This is a genomic window from Sphingobium sp. TKS (assembly GCF_001563265.1).
In the GTDB taxonomy this organism is placed as follows: domain Bacteria; phylum Pseudomonadota; class Alphaproteobacteria; order Sphingomonadales; family Sphingomonadaceae; genus Sphingobium.
Window position 1 is genome coordinate 155,993 of the sequence record NZ_CP005084.1, and the last position, 19,490, is coordinate 175,482.

Here is a 19,490-nt window from a genome sequence, read left to right on the forward strand (position 1 = left end):
TACCATTTCGAAGGAATCCCGATGAAAAGCCTGCTGCTCGCGGGTGCCGCCCTGTCCGGCGCCGCCCTTCCGTCCTATGCCTTCGCGCAGGAGCCTGGCGCGGTGCCGCCCGCCGCTGCCGACGATGCGGAGGCGGGATCAGCGATCGTCGTCACCGGTACGCGCCGGGGCGGGGGACGGACGGTGGCCGACAGCCCGGTGCCGATCGACGTCATCAGCCCCCAGGAATTGCAGGCCACCGGCCGCACCGGCCTTAAGGAAGTGCTGGGCAACATCATCCCCTCGCTCACCATGCCGGCGCTGGGCGGCGGCGGCACATCGGCCAGCGTGCGCCCCATTTCCATTCGGGGTCTGTCGGGCGACTATCTGCTGGTGCTGGTCAACGGCAAGCGGCGGCACACGACGGCGCTTATCAATAACCTTTCGCGCATATCGGGCGGCTCGACGCCGGTCGACATCGACCTGATCCCCACCAACGCCGTGGGCCGGATCGAGGTGCTGCGCGACGGCGCCGCCGCCCAATATGGGTCGGACGCGATTTCCGGCGTCATCAACATCCTGCTGGACGACGCGCCGGAGGGCGGTTCCTTCTCCGCCACCGCCGGGCAGCTTTATGAAAAGGGCGGCGCGCTGGTGCAGCAGGGGCTGAGCTATGGCACGCGCATCGGCGGCGATGGGTTCATCCGCCTTGCGGTGGAGGGGAAATATCATGACCGCGCCGACAGTTCGGCCGAACCTGTGCCCTATGTCTATCCCTTGGTGAACGGCGCGCCCGACCCGCGCGAGGCCAATGCCGATCATCTGATCGCGGGCGGTTATGGCCGCTCCAACCGCGACAAGATCGTCAACGGATCGTTGAATGCCGAACTGCCCGTTGGCGCGGCGCTGACCGCCTACAGCTTCTCCACCCTCAGCTACCGCGACATCGACGACAAGCGCGGGGCCATTGTCCCGGCAAAGACCGGCTATGGGGGACAGACCAATGGTCAGGGACAGACGTCCCTGCCGGGCATTTACCCTTCGGGCTTTCAGGCGCGGCGGCGCATCCGGGAATGGGATTGGCAGTCAGCCGTCGGGCTGCGCGGCGATCTGACGGCGGGATGGTCGTTCGATCTTTCCACCAGCTATGGCCGCGACCATGTGAAGCTGGGGGCGGTAGGCACGCTCAATCCCTCGCTCGGCCCTGCCAGCCCGACAAGTTTCTTCATGGGCAAGCAGATACAGGATCTTTGGGTCAACAATCTGGAATTCACCCGCAGCTACGACATCGGCACCGCCCAGCCGCTGGACGTGGCGATCGGGTTCGAGCATCGCTGGGAAAAATTCCGCAACCGCGCCGGGGAACCGGACAGCTATCGCGACGGCGGCTATGTGATCCCCGCCGATGGAACGCCATTCGGCAACGCCTATGGCGGCCGGTCGCCTTCGCCGGGACTGGTGTCCTTCACCGGAACCTCCCCCGCGGACGAGGCGACGCTCAGCCGCAACAATCTGGCCGCCTATGTCGACCTGTCGGCGGACGTGACGCCGGGCTGGTTCGTCGGCGTCGCCGGGCGCTTCGAACATTATGACGACAGCGCGGGCGACACGGTATCGGGCAAATTCTCCACCCGCTATGAATTCGCGCCCGGCCTGGCCCTTCGCGGCGGCGTCAACACCGGCTTCCGCGCACCCTCGCTGGCGCAGGGCGGCTTTTCGACCACGCAGAACACGGCGACGATCATCGGCAATGAGCGGGTCAGCACCACCTCGAAATTCCTGCCGGTCGGCAGCGTCGCCGCCCAAGCGCTGGGCGCCAGTCCGCTCAAGCCCGAAAAGTCGCTCAACTACACGGCGGGCCTTTCCTTCGAGCGCGGGCCGTTCCGCCTGACGGTCGACGCCTATCAGATCAAGGTGGACGACCGCATCGTCAAGACCGAATTCCTCGGCACGGCGTCCAATGGCGGGTCGACCATCCGCGCGATCCTGGTCGCCAACGGCATCGATGATGTCGACAGCGCGCAATTCTTCGCCAACGCCATCGACACCCGGACGCGCGGCGTCGATGTCGTGGCCGAATATACGCTGCGCACCGGCGGGCTCGGCAGTTTCCGCCTGAATGCCGCCTACAGCTATAATCGCACGAAGATTACCCAGGTCATCGACACGCCACAGCAACTCGCCGCGCTCAAGGTCACCCTGTTCGGCCGTCAGGCGCAGCGCGATCTGGTCGCCGCGACGCCGCGTACGAAGCTGGTGCTGACGAACGACTGGTCGCTGGGGCCGCTGCATGCACTGGCGCGGTTGACCCGCTTCGGCGGCTATGTGGAATCGAGCAATGTCGCGAGCGGCGACCGTAAATTCGGCGCGAAATGGATTGCGGATCTGGACGTCGGCTATGACATCAGCGATCGGCTGACATTGTCGGTCGGCGCCAATAACCTGTTCGACACCTATCCGGACCGCAACGGCGTAATCGCTTATGACGGTTCGGGCGCGTACGGCAATTTCGCGCCGTTCGGGCTCAGCGGCGGTTTCTATTATGGACGGGTGTCGGCACGTTTCTAGGCCGTAAACTCATAAATGGCGCGCTCGAGGCGCCAAAACGGCGAACATATCGGGCCGAAATGCGCGCGGCGAAGGTTGGACACCTTTGCAAGCGCATTTCGGTTCGAGATGGAAGCCATTTTGGCGTCCTGCGGATTTGACCAAAAAGGCCCATCCCGGCGTCGAGAGGGCTTGAAATATCGACATATTCCTGCGCCCTCTCTCCTTGTGCTGGGCCTTTTTGCCTCAAACCTCGAACGCGACATTAATGAGTTTACGGCCTAGCTTATCGTCCACCCGCCCCCAAGCGCCTTGAACAGATCGACCTGCGCGAAGGCTACCGCGCGGTTCGCCGTCGCCAGATCGCTCTCCGCCGCCGCCAGCGTCCGCTGCGCATCCAGCACCGTCAGGAAGTCGATCTGCCCTTCTCGCTGGCGGGCAAGGCTGATGCGCGCCGCCCGGTCGGCGGCTTCTCGGGCGGCCTTGAGCGTATCGCGGCGCTCCAGCGCATGGGCATAGACCGACAGCGCCGTCTCCGTTTCCTCCAACGCCCGCAGCACCGTGCCGTCGAAGGTCGCGAGCGAGCCGTCTGCATCGGCCCTGGCGGCGGCGATACGGGCGCGATTGGCTTCTTGATTGGGGAAGGCCCAGTTGATGAGCGGCCCCAGCAGCCAGCGGAACGGGCCGCCGCCGAATATATCGCCGCCGCCGATCGCCGTCGTGCCGATCGATCCGCCCAGCGTGATGCGTGGATAGAGGTCCGCCGTCGCCACGCCGATGCGCGCGGTATCGGCAGCGAGCCGCTGCTCGGCGGCGCGCACGTCTGGACGGCGGGCGAGCAGGGCGCGCCCGTCCCCCACCGGAATGGGCTGGCTGAGGCCGGGCGTCGTCTTCTGGTCGCGGATGGTGGCGGGCAGCTCCTGCGGCGTGCGGCCGGTGAGGGTCGCAAGGCGGAAGAGCGCACCATCCCGGTCCGCGATCAGACTGGGGATGATCGCCGCCTGCTGGTCGCGCAGCGCCGTCACCCGGATCACGTCCAGCCGGTCGGATCGGCCCACCTCGAACCGGGCGTTGGTGATGCGGATGCTGTTGTCGAGCAGCGCCACCGTCTGCTGCGCGACCGCGAGGCGTTCGGCCGAGCTGGTCGCGTCGACATAGGCGCGCACCGTGTCCGCCGCCACCGCCACGCGCACCGCGTCGGCATCGCCCGCCGCCGCGCTGAGATCGCCCTTGGCGGCTTCGATGCTGCGCTTGACGCGGCCGAACAGGTCGATCTCATAGGCGACGTTCAGGCCCGCATCGACGGTCCAGTTCTCGCGGTCGGCTCCCGGCAGGGTCTGGGCTGCGGAGGCCCGGCCATAGCTGGGCGAACCGCTCAAACTCGTCTGCGGCAGCTTGTCGGAACGGGCGCCGCGCAACTGGGCGCGGGCCTTTTCGAGCCGGGCGACAGCCACGCGGATGTCGGTATTGGCCTTCAGCGCATCCTGCACCAGCCCGTCCAGCATCGCGTCGTTATAGAGCCGCCACCAATGATCGTCGGCCTCAGCGGCGCTGACCGCCGGGCTGGCGGTGCCGATGAAGGCTCCGGCAGCGGTGGTGGGGGTGGCCGGAGCCTTATAGTCCGGCCCTGCGGCGCAGGCGGTCAAGGCCGATGCGCCCAGCAGAAGGGGGAGGAGGGTCTTTATCATCTTGCCGTTCCTTATTCGGCGGGTTGCAGCGCGGCGGAAGCTTGACCCTTCCCCTTGTGGGAAAGGCGGTCGCCCAATGCGCGGCACACGACATAGAAGGTGGGGGTGAAGAGCAGGCCGAACGCCGTCACGCCGGTCATCCCGAAGAAGACGGCCGTACCCAGCGCCTGCCGTAGTTCGGCGCCCGCACCGCTCGCGATCACCAGAGGCACCGCGCCCAGGATGAAGGCGAAGCTGGTCATCAGGATCGGACGCAAGCGGGTCTGGGCAGCCTGAACGGCGGCGTCGACCGGCGAGAGGCCTTGTTCTTCCTCGGCCTGCTTGGCGAATTCGACCACGAGGATGGCATTCTTCGCCGCCAGCGCGATCAGCACGACAAGGCCGATCTGCGTCAGGATATTGTTGTCCATGCCCCGCAGGTTCACGCCCAGCATGGCCGCGAACAGGCACATCGGCACGATCAGGATGATCGAGAGTGGCAGCGTCAGGCTTTCATATTGCGCCGCCAGCACCAGGAAGACGAAGAAGACCGCCATGGCGAAGACGATGCCTGCGGTATTGCCTGCCATCACCTGCTGATAGGCGACGCCGGTCCATTCCTTGCCATAGCCGTCGGGGAGGGTGGAGTCGGCCAGCTTTTCCATGGTCATCAGCGCCTGGCCGGAACTGGTGCCCGGCGCCGTGTCGCCGTCGATCTCCACTGCGGGGAGCAGATTGTAGCGCACCACGCGATAGGGGCCGGTCTTGTCCTTGAAGGTCGAGACGGAACCGATGGGGACCATCTGCCCGCTGTTCGAACGGGTCTTGAGATTGGCGATATCCGCCACCGTTCCGCGATGGTCGGCATCGGCCTGCGCGGTCACGCGATAGGTGCGGCCGAGCAGGTTGAAGTCGTTGACGAAGGCGGAGCCCAGATAGACCTGCATCGCTTCGAACACGCGTTCCGGCGGCACACCGAGCAGGTCGGCCTTGCGGCGGTCCACATCCGCGTAAACGCGGGGGGTGCCGACGTCGAACAGGGTGTAGACCATGTTGAGGCCGGGCATCTTGTTGGCCTTGGCGATGAAATCCTGCGCGACCTTGTTCAGTTCGGCATAACCATGATCCTCGCGGTCCTGCACCATCAGGCGATAGCCGCCCGCCGAACCGATGCCCTGGATGAGCGGCGGCGGCACGAGCAGGATGCGCGCCTTGTCATAACCGGCGACGGCTTTGTTAGCCTGCTCCATGATCCCGGCATAGGTGGCGCCTTCTTGCCGACGTTCCGCGAAGGTCTTGAACGGGAAGTAGATGGCGGCGCTGTTGGGCGCCTGCGTCTGCGAGGGGCCGTGGAAACCGGCGAACATCACCGCGCCGCGCAGCCCCCTGATGGGCAGGATCTTCGCCGCGACCTCCCGCGTCACCTTGTCGGTGCGTTCCAGCGATGCGCCGGAGGGAAGCTGCACCACGGCAAGGAAATAGCCCTGGTCCTGCGCGGGGATGAAGCCGCCGGGCGTCACCCAGAACAGGGCGATGGTGGCGGCGATCAGGCCCGAATAGGTCAGCAGCATCTTCCTGGGCCGCGCGACGAGGAAGCGGGTGAGGCGGGCATAGCCTGCGCTCAGCCGGTCGAAACCGCGATTGAAGCGGTCGGCGGCCTGCGCCGCGATCCGGCGCCAGCGCGGGGCGTTGTCCAGATCATGCGCGCCATGCTTGGACTTCAGCAACAGCGCCGCCGCAGCCGGAGACAGAGTGAGCGAGAGGATCAGCGAGATGATCGTCGCGGTCGAGATGGTGACGGCGAACTGCTGGTAGAAGGCGCCCGAAATGCCGGTGATGAACAGGGTCGGCACGAACACCGCGCACAGGACGAGGACGATGGCGATAAGGGCGGTGGAGACTTCGTCCATGGAGACGCGGGCGGCCTCCAGCGGGGACATGCCATGCTCGATATTGCGCTCGACATTCTCGACCACGACGATGGCGTCGTCGACGACGATGCCGATGGCCAGCACTAGCCCGAAGAGCGACAGGTTGTTGAGCGAATAGCCAAGGCCCGCCAGGATCGCCGCCGTGCCGATCAGCGAGACCGGGATGGCGATGATCGGGATAACGGCGGCGCGCCAGTTCTGGAGGAAGACCAGAATGACCAGGACGACGAGGATCACCGCTTCGAACAGCGTGTGATAGACGGCGTCGATCGACTGGCTGATGAATTCGGTCGGATTGTAGATGACGCTATATTCCAGCCCCTTGGGGAAGCGCTTGGACAGTTGTTCCATCTCCGCCTTCACCTTCTCCGCCGCGTCGAGCGCGTTGGAGCCGGGGCGCTGCATCGTTGCGATGACGACGGTGGGCTTGTTCGACAGATAGGTGTTGACGCCATAGTCCTGCGCGCCCAGTTCGACGCGGGCGACGTCGCCCACGCGCACCTGGCGGCCATCGGCGTCGGTGCGGATGACGACGTCTGCGAACTGCTGAGGTTCGGTCAGGCGGCCCTGCATCTCGACGCCGAGCTGGAAGGCTTCGCCCCTATCATAAGGCGGCTGGCCGATGGAACCGGCGGACACCTGCACATTCTGGGCGCGCAGAGCCTGGACGATCTCGCCCGCCGTCAGGTTGAGCGCCGCGGCGCGGTCGGGATCGATCCAGATGCGCATCGCATAGTCGCGCGAGCCGAAAAGCTGCACGTCGCCCACGCCGTCGAGACGGGCGAGCCGGTCGCGGACCTGGGTGAGGGCATAGTTGGAGATATAGTTGCGGTCGAACGTGCCGTCGGGCGACTGGAGGTTGACGACCATCAGGAATTCCGGGGTCGTCTTGCGCGTGACGACGCCCAGGCGCTGCACCTCTTCGGGCAGGCGCGGAATGGCCACGGCGACGCGGTTCTGAACGAGCACCTGTGCGGCATCGAGATCGGTGCCGACCTTGAAGGTGACGGTGATCGTAACCTTGCCGTCGCCGGTCGACTGGCTGCTTTGATAGAGCATGTCGTCGACGCCGTTGATTTCCTGCTCGATCGGTGCGGCGACGGTGGACGCGACGGTTTCGGCCGAGGCGCCGGGATATTGGGCGGAGACCGTGACCGTGGGCGGCACGATGTCGGGATATTGCGAGACGGGCAGACCGACGAAGGCGATCGCGCCGACCACGGTGATGATCACCGCGATCACGGCGGCAAAGATCGGCCGGTCGATGAAGAAACGGGAGAGGCGCATCGGACGAATTCCTCGATGGCGTGAAAAGGGGTACGCGATCCGGTGGGGAGTGCCGGATCGCAGGATAATTCTCCGTGCTGTCCCAAGGGGTTGGGTCAGCGAGCGAAGGTCGCCTGCGCCGCCGTCGGCGCCGCCGCATCCGTCGGCTTGACCGGCGCCGGGCTCGCCTCGATCGCCGCTGGCCGCGTAGCGACCTTGGCGCCGGGCATGGCGGCCTGGATGTTCGACACGATCACCCGGTCGCCGGGCGCCAGCCCCGCGCGGATGATGCGCAGCCCGTCCACCACCGGCCCCAGTTCGACTGGCTTTGCTGTAACGCTGTCGTCCTTTCCGACCACCAGCACGGTTTTGCGCGCCTGATCGGACTGGATGGCCTCATCCGGAACCAGCAGGGCATTGACCTTGCCGCCATTGGCGAGGCGCATGTTTCCGAACAATCCCGGCGTCAGGAACATCTCCGGATTGTCGAACACAGCGCGCACCCGGATCGTGCCCGAACGCGGGTCGAGCCCGTTATCGGTGAAGTCCAGACGACCCTTGTGCTGGTAATCCGCTTCGTCCTGCAACCGAACCTCGACTGCCCCGCCATTGCCCTTGTCGCGCTGCGATTTCAGGTACAGCGCTTCGGACGCGTCGAAGTTGAAATAAATGGGGTCGAGCTTGTTGACCGTGGTCAGCAGCGTCGCGCCCGCACCCTCGCCTGCGGAGACGAGATTGCCGATATCGACGCGACGGTCGGAAACGCGGCCCGAAATCGGTGCGCGGACTTGCGTGAACTCCATGTCGAGCGCGCGCTGCCTCTCGCGGGCCTGCGCCCCCGCCAGGGCTGCCTGAGCGGCCTGCAGGCGGGACCGGAGCGAGTCTACCTCGCTCGCGGAAACGGCTTCATCGCCGGTCAGGCGCTGGACGCGGCTATAATCGTTCTGCGCGAGCAATAATGCGCTGCGGGCGCTGGCGGTACTGGCGCGGGCTTCGGCCAGGGCCGCCAGGAAGGGCCGCTGGTCGATGGTAAAGAGCAACTGCCCCTGCCGCACATAATCGCCGTCCCTGAAGTGGATCGCGGTCACCGAACCCGACACGCGGGGACGGATTTCGACCGTCTGGCTGGGGGCGAAGCGGCCGACATATTCGTCCCACTGCGTCACCGTGCGGGTCAGCGGGACGGAGACGCCCACGGTGACCAGCGGGGTGGCGGCGGCTTGCGCTTCGGGCCTGTCGACGATCTTCCAGGTCACGCCGCCGACGATGGCCAGCGCGATCACGCCCAGCGAAACATGGCGCTTGCGCCAGCGGGCGAGGGGCGTGGCCGACCGGGTGTCGACGTCGATGGGTGTATGCATGTTCATGAGTGTCAGCTCCGGGAACCTTGAAAGCGCCTTTGCGCGCTGATGCTGGCCAGCAGCGTTTCAAGCTGGCCTTCATTGAAACCGGCCTGGAGGAAGGCCTTCAGGAAGGAGGGACGGACGGTGTATCCGCGATGCCAGGCGTCGACCGCCAGGCGGCGCAGGCTTTCCAGCCGCTTGTTGGCGAGGCGCGGATTGGCGCGCTCCCCGAATATCCAGCTTTTCAGCCGGTCCCAGCGGTCCGGCGCGCGCAAGGACGACAGTCCGTCCCGGCGCGCCAACTGGATGATCTGCCATTCGATGGGCGCGAAGCTGGAGCTTGCTGCCCTTGTGGCGCCAATCGCCCCGCCATCTTCGGCAAGCGTGGCAAGTTGCAGAAATGCCATGGCTATTCCCCTGTCAACGATGCACAGCCGGGGGTTCGGGCCGACATGATGCCGTCCGCCGCGAGCCATCCCGGCCGAACGTGAAAAAACCTCTCCGCCGCGCAACCCATGGCCGCGCGTCAAGCGATAGGATGATGGTCAGGTCGCGGCGCCCTGTTGGGCTGGCCGCTTCAGGTCGTCAGTGACGACAGAGTTTAAGAAATGTCCGCATCATATGACCCCTTTTGGATAGCAGGTCTATTCAATACTGATTGGTATATAATGCGGTGCAGCAGTGGGGTCAAGAATCTTTTTGTACCGATTGGTAATTTTTTGGTATTTAATACAGGAAATGTCTGATTTCCGTCACTTGCCTGGCCAGACGGCCAGCGTGGTCTCCACCAGTTGCTCCAGCCGTTCCCGCGGCATTCCGGCGCTCGCATGCACGGCCATGCCCTGCATCACCGTCGTCAGATAGGTGGCCAGCGCCTGCGGCTCGATCGTGTCGGGGAAGTCGCCCTCATCCCGCGCGCGTTCCATCCGCGCCAGGAGCGCCGCGTCCGAAGAGGCGCGGCGGGCGATGACATCGTCGCGGATCGAATCCGCATGGGTGGTGCAGGCCACGGCGCTGATGACGCCCAGGCAGCCATGGGGATCGGTCGTGCCGGTCTGGATCGCCAGCGAACCGCGCAGCAGCCGTTCGGCCACGCCCTTCGCCGTCGGCGCGTCCAGCGCGGATTTCATGTAGCAAAGCTTGTCGCGCTCATAGAGGTCGAGCGCCTTGCGGAACAGCGATTCCTTGTTGCCGAAACAGGCATAGAGGCTGGGCTTGGTGATTCCCATCGCCTCGGTCAGCTCGGCCATGGACGCACCCTCATAGCCACGCCGCCAGAAGACGGTGAGCGCGGCGCTGAGCGCTTCTTCGGGATCGAACTCTCGCGGGCGTCCCCTTGCTGTCTGCGTCTGTGTTTCCATACCGAGCGGTATATAGTGAAGCTTGCGCCCAGCGTCCAGAGCCGGGTTACATGGGGCATCACTTTATCCTATCAGCCGGGAAAAGAGAGCGAAGCGCATGCAGACCCGTCTTCTTCAATATTTCCTGGCCCTGGAGAGGGAAGGGCATTTCGCGCGGGCGGCGGCGGCGTGCCATGTGTCGCAGCCGACGCTGTCGGCGGGCATCTCCGCGCTGGAGGCGCAGCTTGGCAAGCGGTTGATCCTGCGTAACCGCCGCTATGCCGGGCTTACCGAGGAGGGGCTGGCGATCCTGCCCTGGGCGCAGCAACTGGTCGCGGCGGCGGACAATCTGATGCAGGCGGCGGCGGTCGCCAAGGGGCCGTTGCAGGGCGAATTGCGACTGGGGGCGATCCCGGCGGCGATGCCGGCCGTCGGCCCGCTGGTCGGGGCGCTGCTGGAGCGGCATCCGGGGCTGAACATATCCGTACGGGCGCTGACGTCGCGCCAGATCGAGCGGGAATTGACCGCATTCGAACTGGATGCGGGCCTCACTTATCTGGATTTCGAGCCGCCGTCGCACATGCTCGCGGTGCCGCTTTATGTCGAGCGTTACATGCTGGCGGCGGCGCAGGGCGTGCTGGATGAAAAGCGGGTGTTGGACTGGGAGGATGTGGCTGGATTGCCGCTGTGCCTGCTGCATCAGGGGATGCAGAACCGGCGGATATTGGATGCGCGGCTGGGGGAGCGCGGGCTGGCGTTGCGGCCGGTGGTGACGGCGGACAGCTATGTCGCGCTGTTTGCATTGGTGCGCCAGGGGCGGCTCTGTTCGATCGTGCCGGATAGCCATGCGATGCTGCTGGACGGGCTGGATTGGGTGCGGACCTTCGCGCTGCCCGATGCGGAGGAAGGGAGCCGGATCGGCGTGATCGTCTCCGATCGGGCGCCGCTGGGCCCGCTGGCGCAGGCGGTGTTGACCGTGGCGCGGGATATTTCAGGACGGAGCGAGGGGTAAATCCCCAATCATTCTCCCTCCCGCTCGCCAAGCACGATAGCATCGATTCGGCGGAGCATGGTGGTAAAGGCGTCGATTTCTTCCGCGCTGAAATGGGAGAAGACTCCGCTTTCCAGTTCCAGCGCCTTGGGGGCGATGGCTGCGTGAAGCCGCTGCCCCTCCGCCGTGAGTGCCAACAGATGGGATCGGCGGTCCTCCGGATTGGGCAGCCGATGGAGCAGGTCTCGCTCCGTCAGGGCGATGGCGGCGCGGCTGACCGTCACCTTGTCCATGCGGCTTTGGGCGCAAATCTGTTGCTGGGTGATGCTGCCCCTTTCCGCAACCCAGGCGATGACGCGCCATTCGGCTATGGTGATGCCGAACAGCGTTTCATAGCTTTGCGCGATCGTGTCGCTTAGCAGCGCCGCCGTGAAGGAGAGGCGGTAGGGAAGGAATTGGTCGAGGCGCAGCGTCTTGGCGGTCATGCCCAAATGGTAACATTTGATACTTCATCGGCAAAGCGCTATGATGGTAACAATTGATACCATTGGAGTCGTGAAGGATGGAGGAGCACGGGCGTCCCGACGCAGCCATGATGGCGGGCTTCGGCAATCATTTCGCGACGGAGGCGGTGGCGGGCGCGCTGCCGGTCGGCCGCAATTCGCCGCAACATGCGCCCTATGGGCTTTACGCCGAACAATTGTCCGGCACCGCCTTCACCGCGCCGCGCGGCGAGAATCGGCGGAGCTGGCTCTATCGCCTGCGCCCGGCGGCCAATCATCCGCCCTATCGCCCTTATGAATATGAGAGCCTGTTGCGCAGCGGGCCGTTTGATGAAGTCCCGCCGACGCCCAACCGCCTGCGCTGGGATCCGCTGCCGCTGCCCGAGCGGCCATTGGATTTCATTGACGGGCTGACCAGCTATTGCGGCGCGGGCGATGCAGCGGGTGGCGAAGGCCTGGCCGTCCATCTCTATGTCGCGAACCGCTCGATGGAAAAGCGGGCCTTTTATAATGCCGATGGCGAGATGCTGATCGTGCCGCAGCAGGGCACGCTGCGCATCGTCACCGAAATGGGCGTGATGGATGTCGCGCCGGAACAGATCGCGCTCATTCCACGTGGCCTGCGTTTCCGGGTGGACCTGCCCGATGGCGCGGCGCGGGGCTATGTCTGCGAAAATTACGGCGCCTTGTTCCGCCTGCCTGAACTCGGACCGATCGGCGCCAATGGGCTCGGCAATGCCCGCGATTTCGAAACGCCCGTCGCCTGGTATGAGGATGACGATACGCCCCATGAGATCGTCCAGAAATTCGCCGGACGGCTATGGGTGACGACGCAGGACCATTCGCCCTTCGACGTGGTGGCATGGCATGGCAATCTGGCGCCGTGCCGCTATGATCTGCGGCGGTTCAACACGATGAACACGGTCAGTTACGACCATCCCGATCCGTCGATCTTCACCGTGCTGACATCCCCCAGCGACCGGGCGGGCACGGCTAATTGCGACTTCGTGATCTTTCCGCCGCGCTGGATGGTGGCGGAGGATACATTCCGCCCGCCATGGTTTCACCGCAATGTGATGAGCGAGTTCATGGGACTGATCCACGGCGTCTATGATGCCAAGGCGGGCGGGTTTGCGCCGGGTGGCGCTTCGCTGCACAATTGCATGGCGGGACATGGGCCGGACCGGGCGAGCTATGAGGGCGCGGTGGCCGCCGAGTTGAGGCCGCATCGGATCAGCGACACCATGGCCTTCATGTTCGAAAGCCGCTTCGCTTTCCATCCGACCCGCTTCGCGATGGAAACGCCGCTTTGCCAGTTGGACTATGATGATTGCTGGTCGGGCTTCACAAAGGCGCAACTGCCGCAAGGGGCCGGTTCAAGAGACGAGGAGGGGGCATGAGTTTTCCGCAGATCGACGAAACCCATGATCCGGCCCGGTCGAGCTGGGTGGAAGGGGCCGATGGGCATCCCGATTTTCCCGTGCAGAACCTGCCCTACGGGATTTTCTCGCCGCCCGGCGGGGATGCGCGGGCCGGCGTGGCGATCGGGGATCGGATATTCGATCTGCGCGCCGCTGCGGAGGCCGGATTGCTGCCCGCTGGTGCGGTGTCCGCATTGGGCGGAACGACGCTGAACGCGCTGATGGCGCTCCCGGTGGCTGACCGTGTGGCGCTGCGCCGCTGGTTGAGTGCGCTGTTCAGCGATGCGGGGCAGCGGGACGCGGTTGAACCCCTGTTGCACCGGACGGCGGATTGTGCGCTGCATCTGCCCGCCGCGATTGGCGATTATACCGATTTCTACGTCGGCATTCACCATGCGACCAATATCGGCAAGCTGTTCCGGCCCGACAATCCATTACTGCCCAATTATAAATATGTGCCGATCGGCTATCATGGACGGGCGTCCTCGATCCGTCCTTCAGGGGTGCCGGTGGTGCGGCCGCAGGGTCAGCGCAAGGCGCCCGATGCTGATGTGCCCATTGTGGGGCCAAGCCAAAGGCTGGATTATGAGCTGGAGCTGGGCATCTGGATTGGCGCGGGCAATGCGCTGGCCGAACGCGTGCCGATTGCCGAAGCGGCGGATCATATTGCGGGCTTCTGCCTGCTCAACGACTGGTCGGCGCGGGACTTTCAGGCGTGGGAATATGTGCCTTTGGGACCGTTTCTCGCCAAGAATTTCCAGTCGACCATCTCGCCCTGGGTGGTGACGGCGGAGGCCATGGCGCCCTTCCGCATCGCCCAGCCAGAGCGGCCTGAGGGCGATCCGCAACCCTTGCCCTATTTGTGGGATGAGGGGGATCAGGCCCATGGCGCGCTGGCTATCGAACTGGAGGTCCATCTGTCGAGTGCGCGCATGCGAGCGCAGGGGCTGGCGCCGATGCGGCTTTCCCGCGGGCCAGCTTCGTCCATGTACTGGACCGCGCAGCAGATCGTCACCCATCATGCCTCCAATGGCTGCAACCTCAATCCCGGCGATCTGCTGGGGACGGGCACGCTCTCCGGACCGACGCCGGACAGCTATGGCAGTCTCATGGAACTGACCGAGGGCGGCAAGACGAAGATCGTCCTGCCGACCGGCGAGGAACGGGCCTTTCTGGAGGATGGCGACGAACTGGCACTCAAGGCGGTGGCGCGGGCGGACGGCTATGTGTCCATCGGCTTCGGGGAATGCCGGGCCGTGATCGAGCCGGCCCGATGAGCGCGCTGACACTCCATGGCTATTGGCGGTCGAGCGCCGCCTATCGCGTGCGGATCGCGCTGAACCTGAAGGGCGTGGCCTATGAACAGGTGACGCATGATCTGCGCACCGGCGCGCAACGCGAGGCGGGCTATCGTGCCTTGGCGCCGCAAGGGTTGGTTCCGGCAGTGGAGACGGACGATTTTGCGCTTACGCAAAGCCCGGCGATCTTGGAGTGGATCGAGGAACGCTGGCCGCAACCGCCACTGTTGCCGCCGGATGCGGAAGGGCGGGCGATTGCACGCTCGATGGCCGCGCTGATCGGCTGCGACATCCATCCGCTCAACAATCTGCGCGTGTTGCAGGCGCTGAAAGGTGATTTCGGCGCGGATCAGGCTGCGCTGGACAAATGGATAGCTCGCTGGATCGAGGATGGTTTCGCCGCGCTGGAAATATTGGTGGCGCGGCATGGCCGGGGCTTTGCCTTTGGCGACCGCCCGGGGCTGGCGGACTGCTATCTGGTGCCGCAGCTTTATTCGGCGGAGCGGTTCAAGGTCGATCTCTCGCCCTTTCCCGCGCTGGTCGCGGCGGGGGAAAAAGCGCGGGCGCTGGATGCCTTTACGGCGGCGCATCCTTCCGTCCAGCCCGATGCCGACCAGCAATGAGCGACGAAGCGCGGCTGACGGCGACCGGCGGGCACCTCCTTGGCGTCGCTCGATAGCATCGCGGACAGGAAGCCCACCAGCCGATGTGACCAAGAAGATAGTCAGCGAGCCTTGTCTTCCTTTGGCTGGCTATCCTTCCCGCCCGTAGTTCTCGCCTCTTTGCGCAGCGCCGTCATCGAAAGCGCGGCAAGACGGTTGGCCTCTTCCTCCGACACGCCGACCATACGCAACGGCAAAGCGGATGCGCGATGGGCTGCTTTGTGTGTGATCTGTCCTTCGAGCGTCGCCTTCACGATCGCGATGGTGACGGCGTGGATCGCCGTGATCGCGAACTCGACGTCGTCTACGCGGAACATTCCGGAATCGACACCCATCTGAACGCCGACGCGAGCATGATCGCGCAGCAAACGGTCGAGCATCTGCAACGATGGTTCGAGCTGAATGATGAATGCGGCCCAGGCGCGGTCACGTTCTGCCTGTTCGATAAGGCGCCGGATTGCGAAACATGTCGATATTGCCGCATTCGGCTGTTTCCGAGTGACCTGTTCGAGGGCCGCTCCGAATTCTTCGACGACCGTCGAAAAGACCGCCTGCGCAAGCTCTTCCTTCGAGGTGAAATGGTTGTAGAAAGATCCGACTCCGACATCCGCTTCCTCGACGATTTCCGCAATGGTCGAGCTTTCAAGACCCTTTGTGCGCATGACGCGATATGCGGCGTCGATGAGTTTGCGCCTCGCCGTCAGCTTCCTGCCACCCTTCGCTCGGCGTGGTTCGTTCGTCGGCTCTGCGGACACTGCTGCAATCGGTTTTGCCTTGGCCATACGCCCCCTCGGTTCCGTGTTCCGATGTTCCCTAGCAAGATCGGAATGAAGGTTCAATCAGAACACGACACGAAGAGGGCGGCTGGCTCTGGACAAAATGCGATCGAGGTAATACTGAGGATTAATTCAGAAATATGGAGACGGATATGCGGTTGGTGCGGTATGGAGAGCCGGGACGAGAGAAGGCCGGCATTGTTGACGGCGAAGGCAATCTTCGCGCTATCTCGCCCTTGGTCACCGACTGGACCGTCGAGCATCTGTCGGACGAATGGCAGCATATTCTCGCTGCCCTCGACCCGGCAAAGCTGCCCAAAGTGGACGGAGACATTCGAATTGCCGCACCGATATCCGGAATATCCCAGCTTCTGGGTATAGGACTCAACTACCGGGATCATGCAGCCGAGGCAAATATGGCCATTCCCGATTTCCCGATGCTGTTCCAAAAGGCTCTAGGCTCCATATCGGGTCCATATGATGACATTCTTCTGGGCCAAGGGGCCGAAGCGCTAGACTGGGAAGCGGAACTTGCCGTAGTCGTACGGAAGCGTGGCCGTCACATCGCCCTCGAAGACGCCTACGATTATATTGGCGGGTACATGGTGGCCGCCGACATCTCCGAAAGGGATTGGCAGTTCAGTCATGGTGGGCTGCACAATAAAGGGAAGAGCTACGACAGCTTTACCCCCCTTGGACCATGGCTGGTGACGCCGCAAGATGTAGTCGATCCGCAGTCGCTTCACATCTGGCTTACGGTCAATCAGGACATTCGCCAGGATGCCTCGACGAGCGAGATGATCTTCAGCGTCGCTGAATGCATCGCACATATAAGCAAGTTCCAGACCTTGCTTCCTGGCGACGTTATCCTCACCGGAACGCCGGCGGGTGTGGGCTTTGGCATGGATCCGCGCATGTATCTTCGGCCCGGGGACATAGTTGCGTTAGGCGTGGACGATCTTGGAAAGCAGAAACATCGAGTCGTGCCGGAGGGCTGACCGATCCCGGAAACCCGCTGCGCATGCGGGGTCTCGTCGGGTTCGGGCTGCACACCGATCCGACGGGGCAAATCGTTTCAAACCTATGCTGACCCCGAGGGGCAGAGAGGAATGCAGAAATGGAACCAGTTATCGTCGGATGGGGTCATGCCAAGTTCGGAAAGCATGACGCGCTCAGCCTCGAGCAGCTGATCCGGTCTGCCGCAAGCGAGGCGCTCGCCTCCGCCGGGATCGGTGCGGGGCGGCGGGCTACGCCCGATGGAGAATGATGATGGAACATCGAGCCAATCCCCGGTTTCGCAATGTGAGAGTGCTGGCAACCCTCGGTCCGGCGAGCGCGACTCCGGAAATAATTACGGAACTGTTCGAAGCGGGTGCGGACGCATTCCGGATCAATATGAGCCATGGTACGCAAGAGGATAAAGTCGCGATCGTTGCGGCGATCCGAGGCATTGAGAAGACGCACGGGCGTGCGACGACGATCCTGTTCGACCTTCAGGGCCCCAAATTGCGGATCGGCAATTTCCAGGATGGCGCGATCCTCCTCGAAAAAGGTGCCAAGTTCGTCCTCGACAGTGACCCGGCATCGGGGAACGAAACGCGGGTGCACCTACCCCATCGCGAGATACTTCAGGCGCTTGTTCCTGGTGCGCGGCTCCTCCTGGATGATGGAAAGCTGGCCCTTCGGGTAGAGGCCTGCGATGCGACGCGCGCCGACACCGTCGTGGAAACCGGCGGCCGCCTTTCCAACTGCAAAGGTCTCAACGTTCCTGACGTCGTCATTCCTATGACGGCTCTTACGGACAAAGACCGTCGCGATCTGGAATTCGCATGCGAACAGGGGGCCGACTGGATCGCGCTTTCCTTCGTGCAGCGGCCCGAGGATATCGCCGAAGCGAGAAAGCTCATTGCGGGCCGGGCTTCCCTCATGGCGAAAATCGAAAAGCCGGCGGCCGTCGAGCGCGCCGAAGAGATATTGGAGCTCTCCGACGCCGTCATGGTGGCGCGGGGCGATCTAGGGGTCGAAGTGCCGCCCCACCTTGTTCCCGGCATGCAGAAAAAGATCGTCGAAACGGCACGCATATTGGGACGACCGGTGGTCGTCGCGACGCAGATGCTCGAATCGATGATCGTTGCACCCACGCCCACGCGGGCGGAAGTCTCGGACGTGGCCACCGCAATCTACGACGGCGCTGACGTTGTCATGCTGTCGGCCGAGTCGGCGGCTGGGCAATGGCCGCGCGAGGCCGTCGGAATGATGGATAGCATCGCCCAGGCCGTCGAGCGCGACCATGGCTATGCCGGAAGGCTTCACTTTATCCGGACCCTGCCCAATGCGACCACCGCGGACGCGCTCGCCGCGGGTGCATCGCAGATCGCCGGCACCGTCAATGCCTCGCTCATCGTATGTTTCACCCTTTCCGGTTCGACAGCTCGGCGCATTTCTCGGGAGCGGCCGCCAGTACCCTTGCTGGTCCTCACCCCCAAGAGAGATACGGCCCGCCGGGCGGGGTTGTTGTGGGGCGTTCATGCCGTCCAGACGAACGACGTCGAAAATTTCGAAAGCATGATCGCCAAGGCCAAACGCATGGCTTTGCGCTGCGGGATGGCGAAGGGGGGCGACCGTATCGTGATCGTGGCCGGGGTTCCGTTCGGCATTCCCGGTTCCACGAACATGCTTCACGTGGCATTGCTGAACGGAAACGAACTGGACGACCGCGGGGATGGGCCGGCGAGCTAGCGTCGGCCTGTCGATCCGCGGACTACGAGTTGGGCGGCGCTGGTCGACTGGTGATCGGCCTGTAAGGCTTGTTCCGAACCCTCCCGCAGCGTGTCCAGAAACCAAAGTCCGCAACTGGTTGCGAGGGATTGTACGGGCAACTGCACGGTGGTCAGACCCGGACCCCACCAAGAATACCATTCAGGATCGCCGAAACCCACGAATGACATCTCGCCGGGGATGTCTATGTTGCGCGACCGAATGGCCCGAAGCACGCCGTGCGTAACATGAACGGAAGCTGAGAGTATCGCTGAGGTACGGGGCGAAGCGTTCAAGATCTGTTCGAAAGCCTGCTCGCCTGCCTCTGCGTTCGACGGACCCAGATATACGCTCAGCAGCTCCGCGTCCGCCCGATGCGCCGCATAAGCGCGCCTAACCCCGCGCAGTCGGTCCATTGATGTCGATCGCCGGTCGGACACGCCTATGTAGGCGATTCGCCGGTGCCCCAGCCTGAGAAGATGATCTGCCGCGTCGTAAAGCGCCGCTTCGTCATCGATCCCGAACCACGCGCCGCCCACGCCGGGCAGTTTCCGCAACATCTGGACATGAGGAGCCCGTTTCAGCAGCGCCACGCTATCGCGTCGCGGGGCGGCGGTAGGTACGATGATCGTACCTGCGACTCGAGCGCCCACCAGATCGCGAAGATGGCGATATTCGGTTTCGCGATTGTCGCTGGTGATCGAAAGCGCGACATGGAACCCGTTACGATCGCAACATTCGGAGAGAGTTTGGGCGATTGAGGCGTAGAAGTCGTTACGGATGTCCGGAAGAACCAAGCCGATGAAGTTGCTCGATCCGCCGCGCATCATCCGTGCCGGCAGGTTGCCGACATAGCCCATCTGGTCGCAGGCCTTGCGTACTCGCGCTTTCGTTTCCGCACTGATTCTGGGGTCGTCCGCAAGCGCGCGTCCGATCGTCGAGATCGACAGTCCGAGCATCGCTGCAATTTCCTTCGCGCCCACCATGCCCGGTTCCTTCCCCATGTTCC

Annotated in this window: 16 protein-coding genes; 8 read left to right on the plus strand and 8 right to left on the minus strand. The window is 64.0% G+C overall.

The annotated features are described in order from the left end of the window. Window positions 1–21: 21 nt before the first annotated feature. Window positions 22–2,547, plus strand: a complete 2,526-nt coding sequence (locus tag K426_RS21705) for a TonB-dependent receptor plug domain-containing protein (protein ID WP_066562316.1) — start codon at window positions 22–24, stop codon at window positions 2,545–2,547. Between the two features lie 260 nt (window positions 2,548–2,807). Here K426_RS21705 and K426_RS21710 read toward each other — a convergent pair whose 3' ends face one another. The 5 genes from K426_RS21710 to K426_RS21730 form a co-directional block, all read right to left on the minus strand. After that, a complete protein-coding gene (locus K426_RS21710) occupies window positions 2,808–4,214 on the minus strand; it encodes an efflux transporter outer membrane subunit (RefSeq protein WP_066562317.1) in 1,407 nt (468 codons plus the stop codon). Between the two features lie 11 nt (window positions 4,215–4,225). Further along, a complete protein-coding gene (locus K426_RS21715; protein WP_066562319.1) occupies window positions 4,226–7,411 on the minus strand; it encodes an efflux RND transporter permease subunit in 3,186 nt (1,061 codons plus the stop codon). 95 nt (window positions 7,412–7,506) lie between these two features. Then, window positions 7,507–8,757 (minus strand): efflux RND transporter periplasmic adaptor subunit, encoded by a 1,251-nt coding sequence (locus K426_RS21720; protein WP_066562321.1) that lies wholly within the window; start codon window positions 8,755–8,757, stop codon window positions 7,507–7,509. A gap of 5 nt (window positions 8,758–8,762) precedes the next feature. Continuing rightward, on the minus strand, window positions 8,763–9,140 hold the full coding sequence (locus K426_RS21725) for a hypothetical protein (protein ID WP_066562327.1): 378 nt from the start codon (window positions 9,138–9,140) through the stop codon (window positions 8,763–8,765). 345 nt (window positions 9,141–9,485) lie between these two features. Then, window positions 9,486–10,094 carry a TetR/AcrR family transcriptional regulator gene (locus tag K426_RS21730; protein ID WP_066562329.1) on the minus strand — a complete coding sequence of 203 codons (609 nt, stop codon included), beginning with the start codon at window positions 10,092–10,094 and terminating at the stop codon, window positions 9,486–9,488. Window positions 10,095–10,191: 97 nt separating this feature from the next. Here K426_RS21730 and K426_RS21735 point away from each other — a divergent pair, with 97 nt between their 5' ends. Beyond that, a complete protein-coding gene (locus tag K426_RS21735) occupies window positions 10,192–11,085 on the plus strand; it encodes a LysR family transcriptional regulator (RefSeq protein WP_066562331.1) in 894 nt (297 codons plus the stop codon). 8 nt (window positions 11,086–11,093) lie between these two features. On the opposite strand, the gene K426_RS21740 is transcribed toward K426_RS21735, so the two are convergent. Then, on the minus strand, window positions 11,094–11,549 hold the full coding sequence (locus tag K426_RS21740; protein ID WP_066562336.1) for a MarR family winged helix-turn-helix transcriptional regulator: 456 nt from the start codon (window positions 11,547–11,549) through the stop codon (window positions 11,094–11,096). Between the two features lie 110 nt (window positions 11,550–11,659). Between K426_RS21740 and hmgA the strand changes: the two genes are divergently transcribed. Genes hmgA through maiA form a run of 3 tightly spaced genes read left to right on the plus strand, consistent with a single transcriptional unit; the run spans window position 11,660 to window position 14,909 of the window. Then, on the plus strand, window positions 11,660–12,967 hold the full coding sequence (gene hmgA, locus K426_RS21745; RefSeq protein ID WP_066563754.1) for a homogentisate 1,2-dioxygenase: 1,308 nt from the start codon (window positions 11,660–11,662) through the stop codon (window positions 12,965–12,967). Next, window positions 12,964–14,265: a fumarylacetoacetase gene (gene fahA / locus K426_RS21750; RefSeq protein WP_066562337.1), complete on the plus strand. Its 1,302-nt coding sequence runs from the start codon at window positions 12,964–12,966 to the stop codon at window positions 14,263–14,265. Before hmgA ends, fahA begins: the two co-directional genes overlap by 4 nt. After that, window positions 14,262–14,909, plus strand: a complete 648-nt coding sequence (maiA, locus tag K426_RS21755) for a maleylacetoacetate isomerase (protein WP_066562338.1) — start codon at window positions 14,262–14,264, stop codon at window positions 14,907–14,909. Before fahA ends, maiA begins: the two co-directional genes overlap by 4 nt. Before the next feature lie 101 nt (window positions 14,910–15,010). Here maiA and K426_RS21760 read toward each other — a convergent pair whose 3' ends face one another. Beyond that, window positions 15,011–15,610 (minus strand): TetR/AcrR family transcriptional regulator, encoded by a 600-nt coding sequence (locus tag K426_RS21760; protein WP_158511760.1) that lies wholly within the window; start codon window positions 15,608–15,610, stop codon window positions 15,011–15,013. A 254-nt stretch (window positions 15,611–15,864) separates the two neighbouring features. Here K426_RS21760 and K426_RS21765 point away from each other — a divergent pair, with 254 nt between their 5' ends. The 3 genes from K426_RS21765 to pyk all read left to right on the plus strand — a co-directional run bounded on the left by K426_RS21765 (window position 15,865) and on the right by pyk (window position 18,463). Continuing rightward, window positions 15,865–16,722, plus strand: a complete 858-nt coding sequence (locus tag K426_RS21765; RefSeq protein ID WP_197672821.1) for a fumarylacetoacetate hydrolase family protein — start codon at window positions 15,865–15,867, stop codon at window positions 16,720–16,722. Between the two features lie 119 nt (window positions 16,723–16,841). Further along, window positions 16,842–16,991, plus strand: a complete 150-nt coding sequence (locus tag K426_RS31850) for a hypothetical protein (protein ID WP_158511761.1) — start codon at window positions 16,842–16,844, stop codon at window positions 16,989–16,991. 2 nt (window positions 16,992–16,993) lie between these two features. Beyond that, complete coding sequence (gene pyk / locus K426_RS21770; RefSeq protein WP_066563757.1) at window positions 16,994–18,463, plus strand: pyruvate kinase; 1,470 nt, start codon at window positions 16,994–16,996, stop codon at window positions 18,461–18,463. On the opposite strand, the gene K426_RS21775 is transcribed toward pyk, so the two are convergent. Further along, window positions 18,460–19,485: a LacI family DNA-binding transcriptional regulator gene (locus K426_RS21775; RefSeq protein ID WP_197672822.1), complete on the minus strand. Its 1,026-nt coding sequence runs from the start codon at window positions 19,483–19,485 to the stop codon at window positions 18,460–18,462. The two genes, pyk and K426_RS21775, sit on opposite strands and share 4 nt — an antisense overlap. Between the last annotated feature and the right edge of the window lie 5 nt (window positions 19,486–19,490).

Excerpts from the sequence above, each read along its gene's own strand:
- K426_RS21705 (WP_066562316.1), top strand. The coding sequence starts at position 22 with ATGAAAAGCCTGCTGCTCGCGGGTGCCGCCCTGTCCGGCGCCGCCCTT.
- K426_RS21710 (WP_066562317.1), bottom strand. The coding sequence starts at position 4,214 with ATGATAAAGACCCTCCTCCCCCTTCTGCTGGGCGCATCGGCCTTGACC.
- K426_RS21715 (WP_066562319.1), bottom strand. The coding sequence starts at position 7,411 with ATGCGCCTCTCCCGTTTCTTCATCGACCGGCCGATCTTTGCCGCCGTG.
- K426_RS21720 (WP_066562321.1), bottom strand. The coding sequence starts at position 8,757 with ATGAACATGCATACACCCATCGACGTCGACACCCGGTCGGCCACGCCC.
- K426_RS21725 (WP_066562327.1), bottom strand. The coding sequence starts at position 9,140 with ATGGCATTTCTGCAACTTGCCACGCTTGCCGAAGATGGCGGGGCGATT.
- K426_RS21730 (WP_066562329.1), bottom strand. The coding sequence starts at position 10,094 with ATGGAAACACAGACGCAGACAGCAAGGGGACGCCCGCGAGAGTTCGAT.
- K426_RS21735 (WP_066562331.1), top strand. The coding sequence starts at position 10,192 with ATGCAGACCCGTCTTCTTCAATATTTCCTGGCCCTGGAGAGGGAAGGG.
- K426_RS21740 (WP_066562336.1), bottom strand. The coding sequence starts at position 11,549 with ATGACCGCCAAGACGCTGCGCCTCGACCAATTCCTTCCCTACCGCCTC.
- hmgA (WP_066563754.1), top strand. The coding sequence starts at position 11,660 with ATGGCGGGCTTCGGCAATCATTTCGCGACGGAGGCGGTGGCGGGCGCG.
- fahA (WP_066562337.1), top strand. The coding sequence starts at position 12,964 with ATGAGTTTTCCGCAGATCGACGAAACCCATGATCCGGCCCGGTCGAGC.
- maiA (WP_066562338.1), top strand. The coding sequence starts at position 14,262 with ATGAGCGCGCTGACACTCCATGGCTATTGGCGGTCGAGCGCCGCCTAT.
- K426_RS21760 (WP_158511760.1), bottom strand. The coding sequence starts at position 15,610 with ATGCGCACAAAGGGTCTTGAAAGCTCGACCATTGCGGAAATCGTCGAG.
- K426_RS21765 (WP_197672821.1), top strand. The coding sequence starts at position 15,865 with ATGGAGACGGATATGCGGTTGGTGCGGTATGGAGAGCCGGGACGAGAG.
- K426_RS31850 (WP_158511761.1), top strand. The coding sequence starts at position 16,842 with ATGGAACCAGTTATCGTCGGATGGGGTCATGCCAAGTTCGGAAAGCAT.
- pyk (WP_066563757.1), top strand. The coding sequence starts at position 16,994 with ATGGAACATCGAGCCAATCCCCGGTTTCGCAATGTGAGAGTGCTGGCA.
- K426_RS21775 (WP_197672822.1), bottom strand. The coding sequence starts at position 19,485 with ATGGGGAAGGAACCGGGCATGGTGGGCGCGAAGGAAATTGCAGCGATG.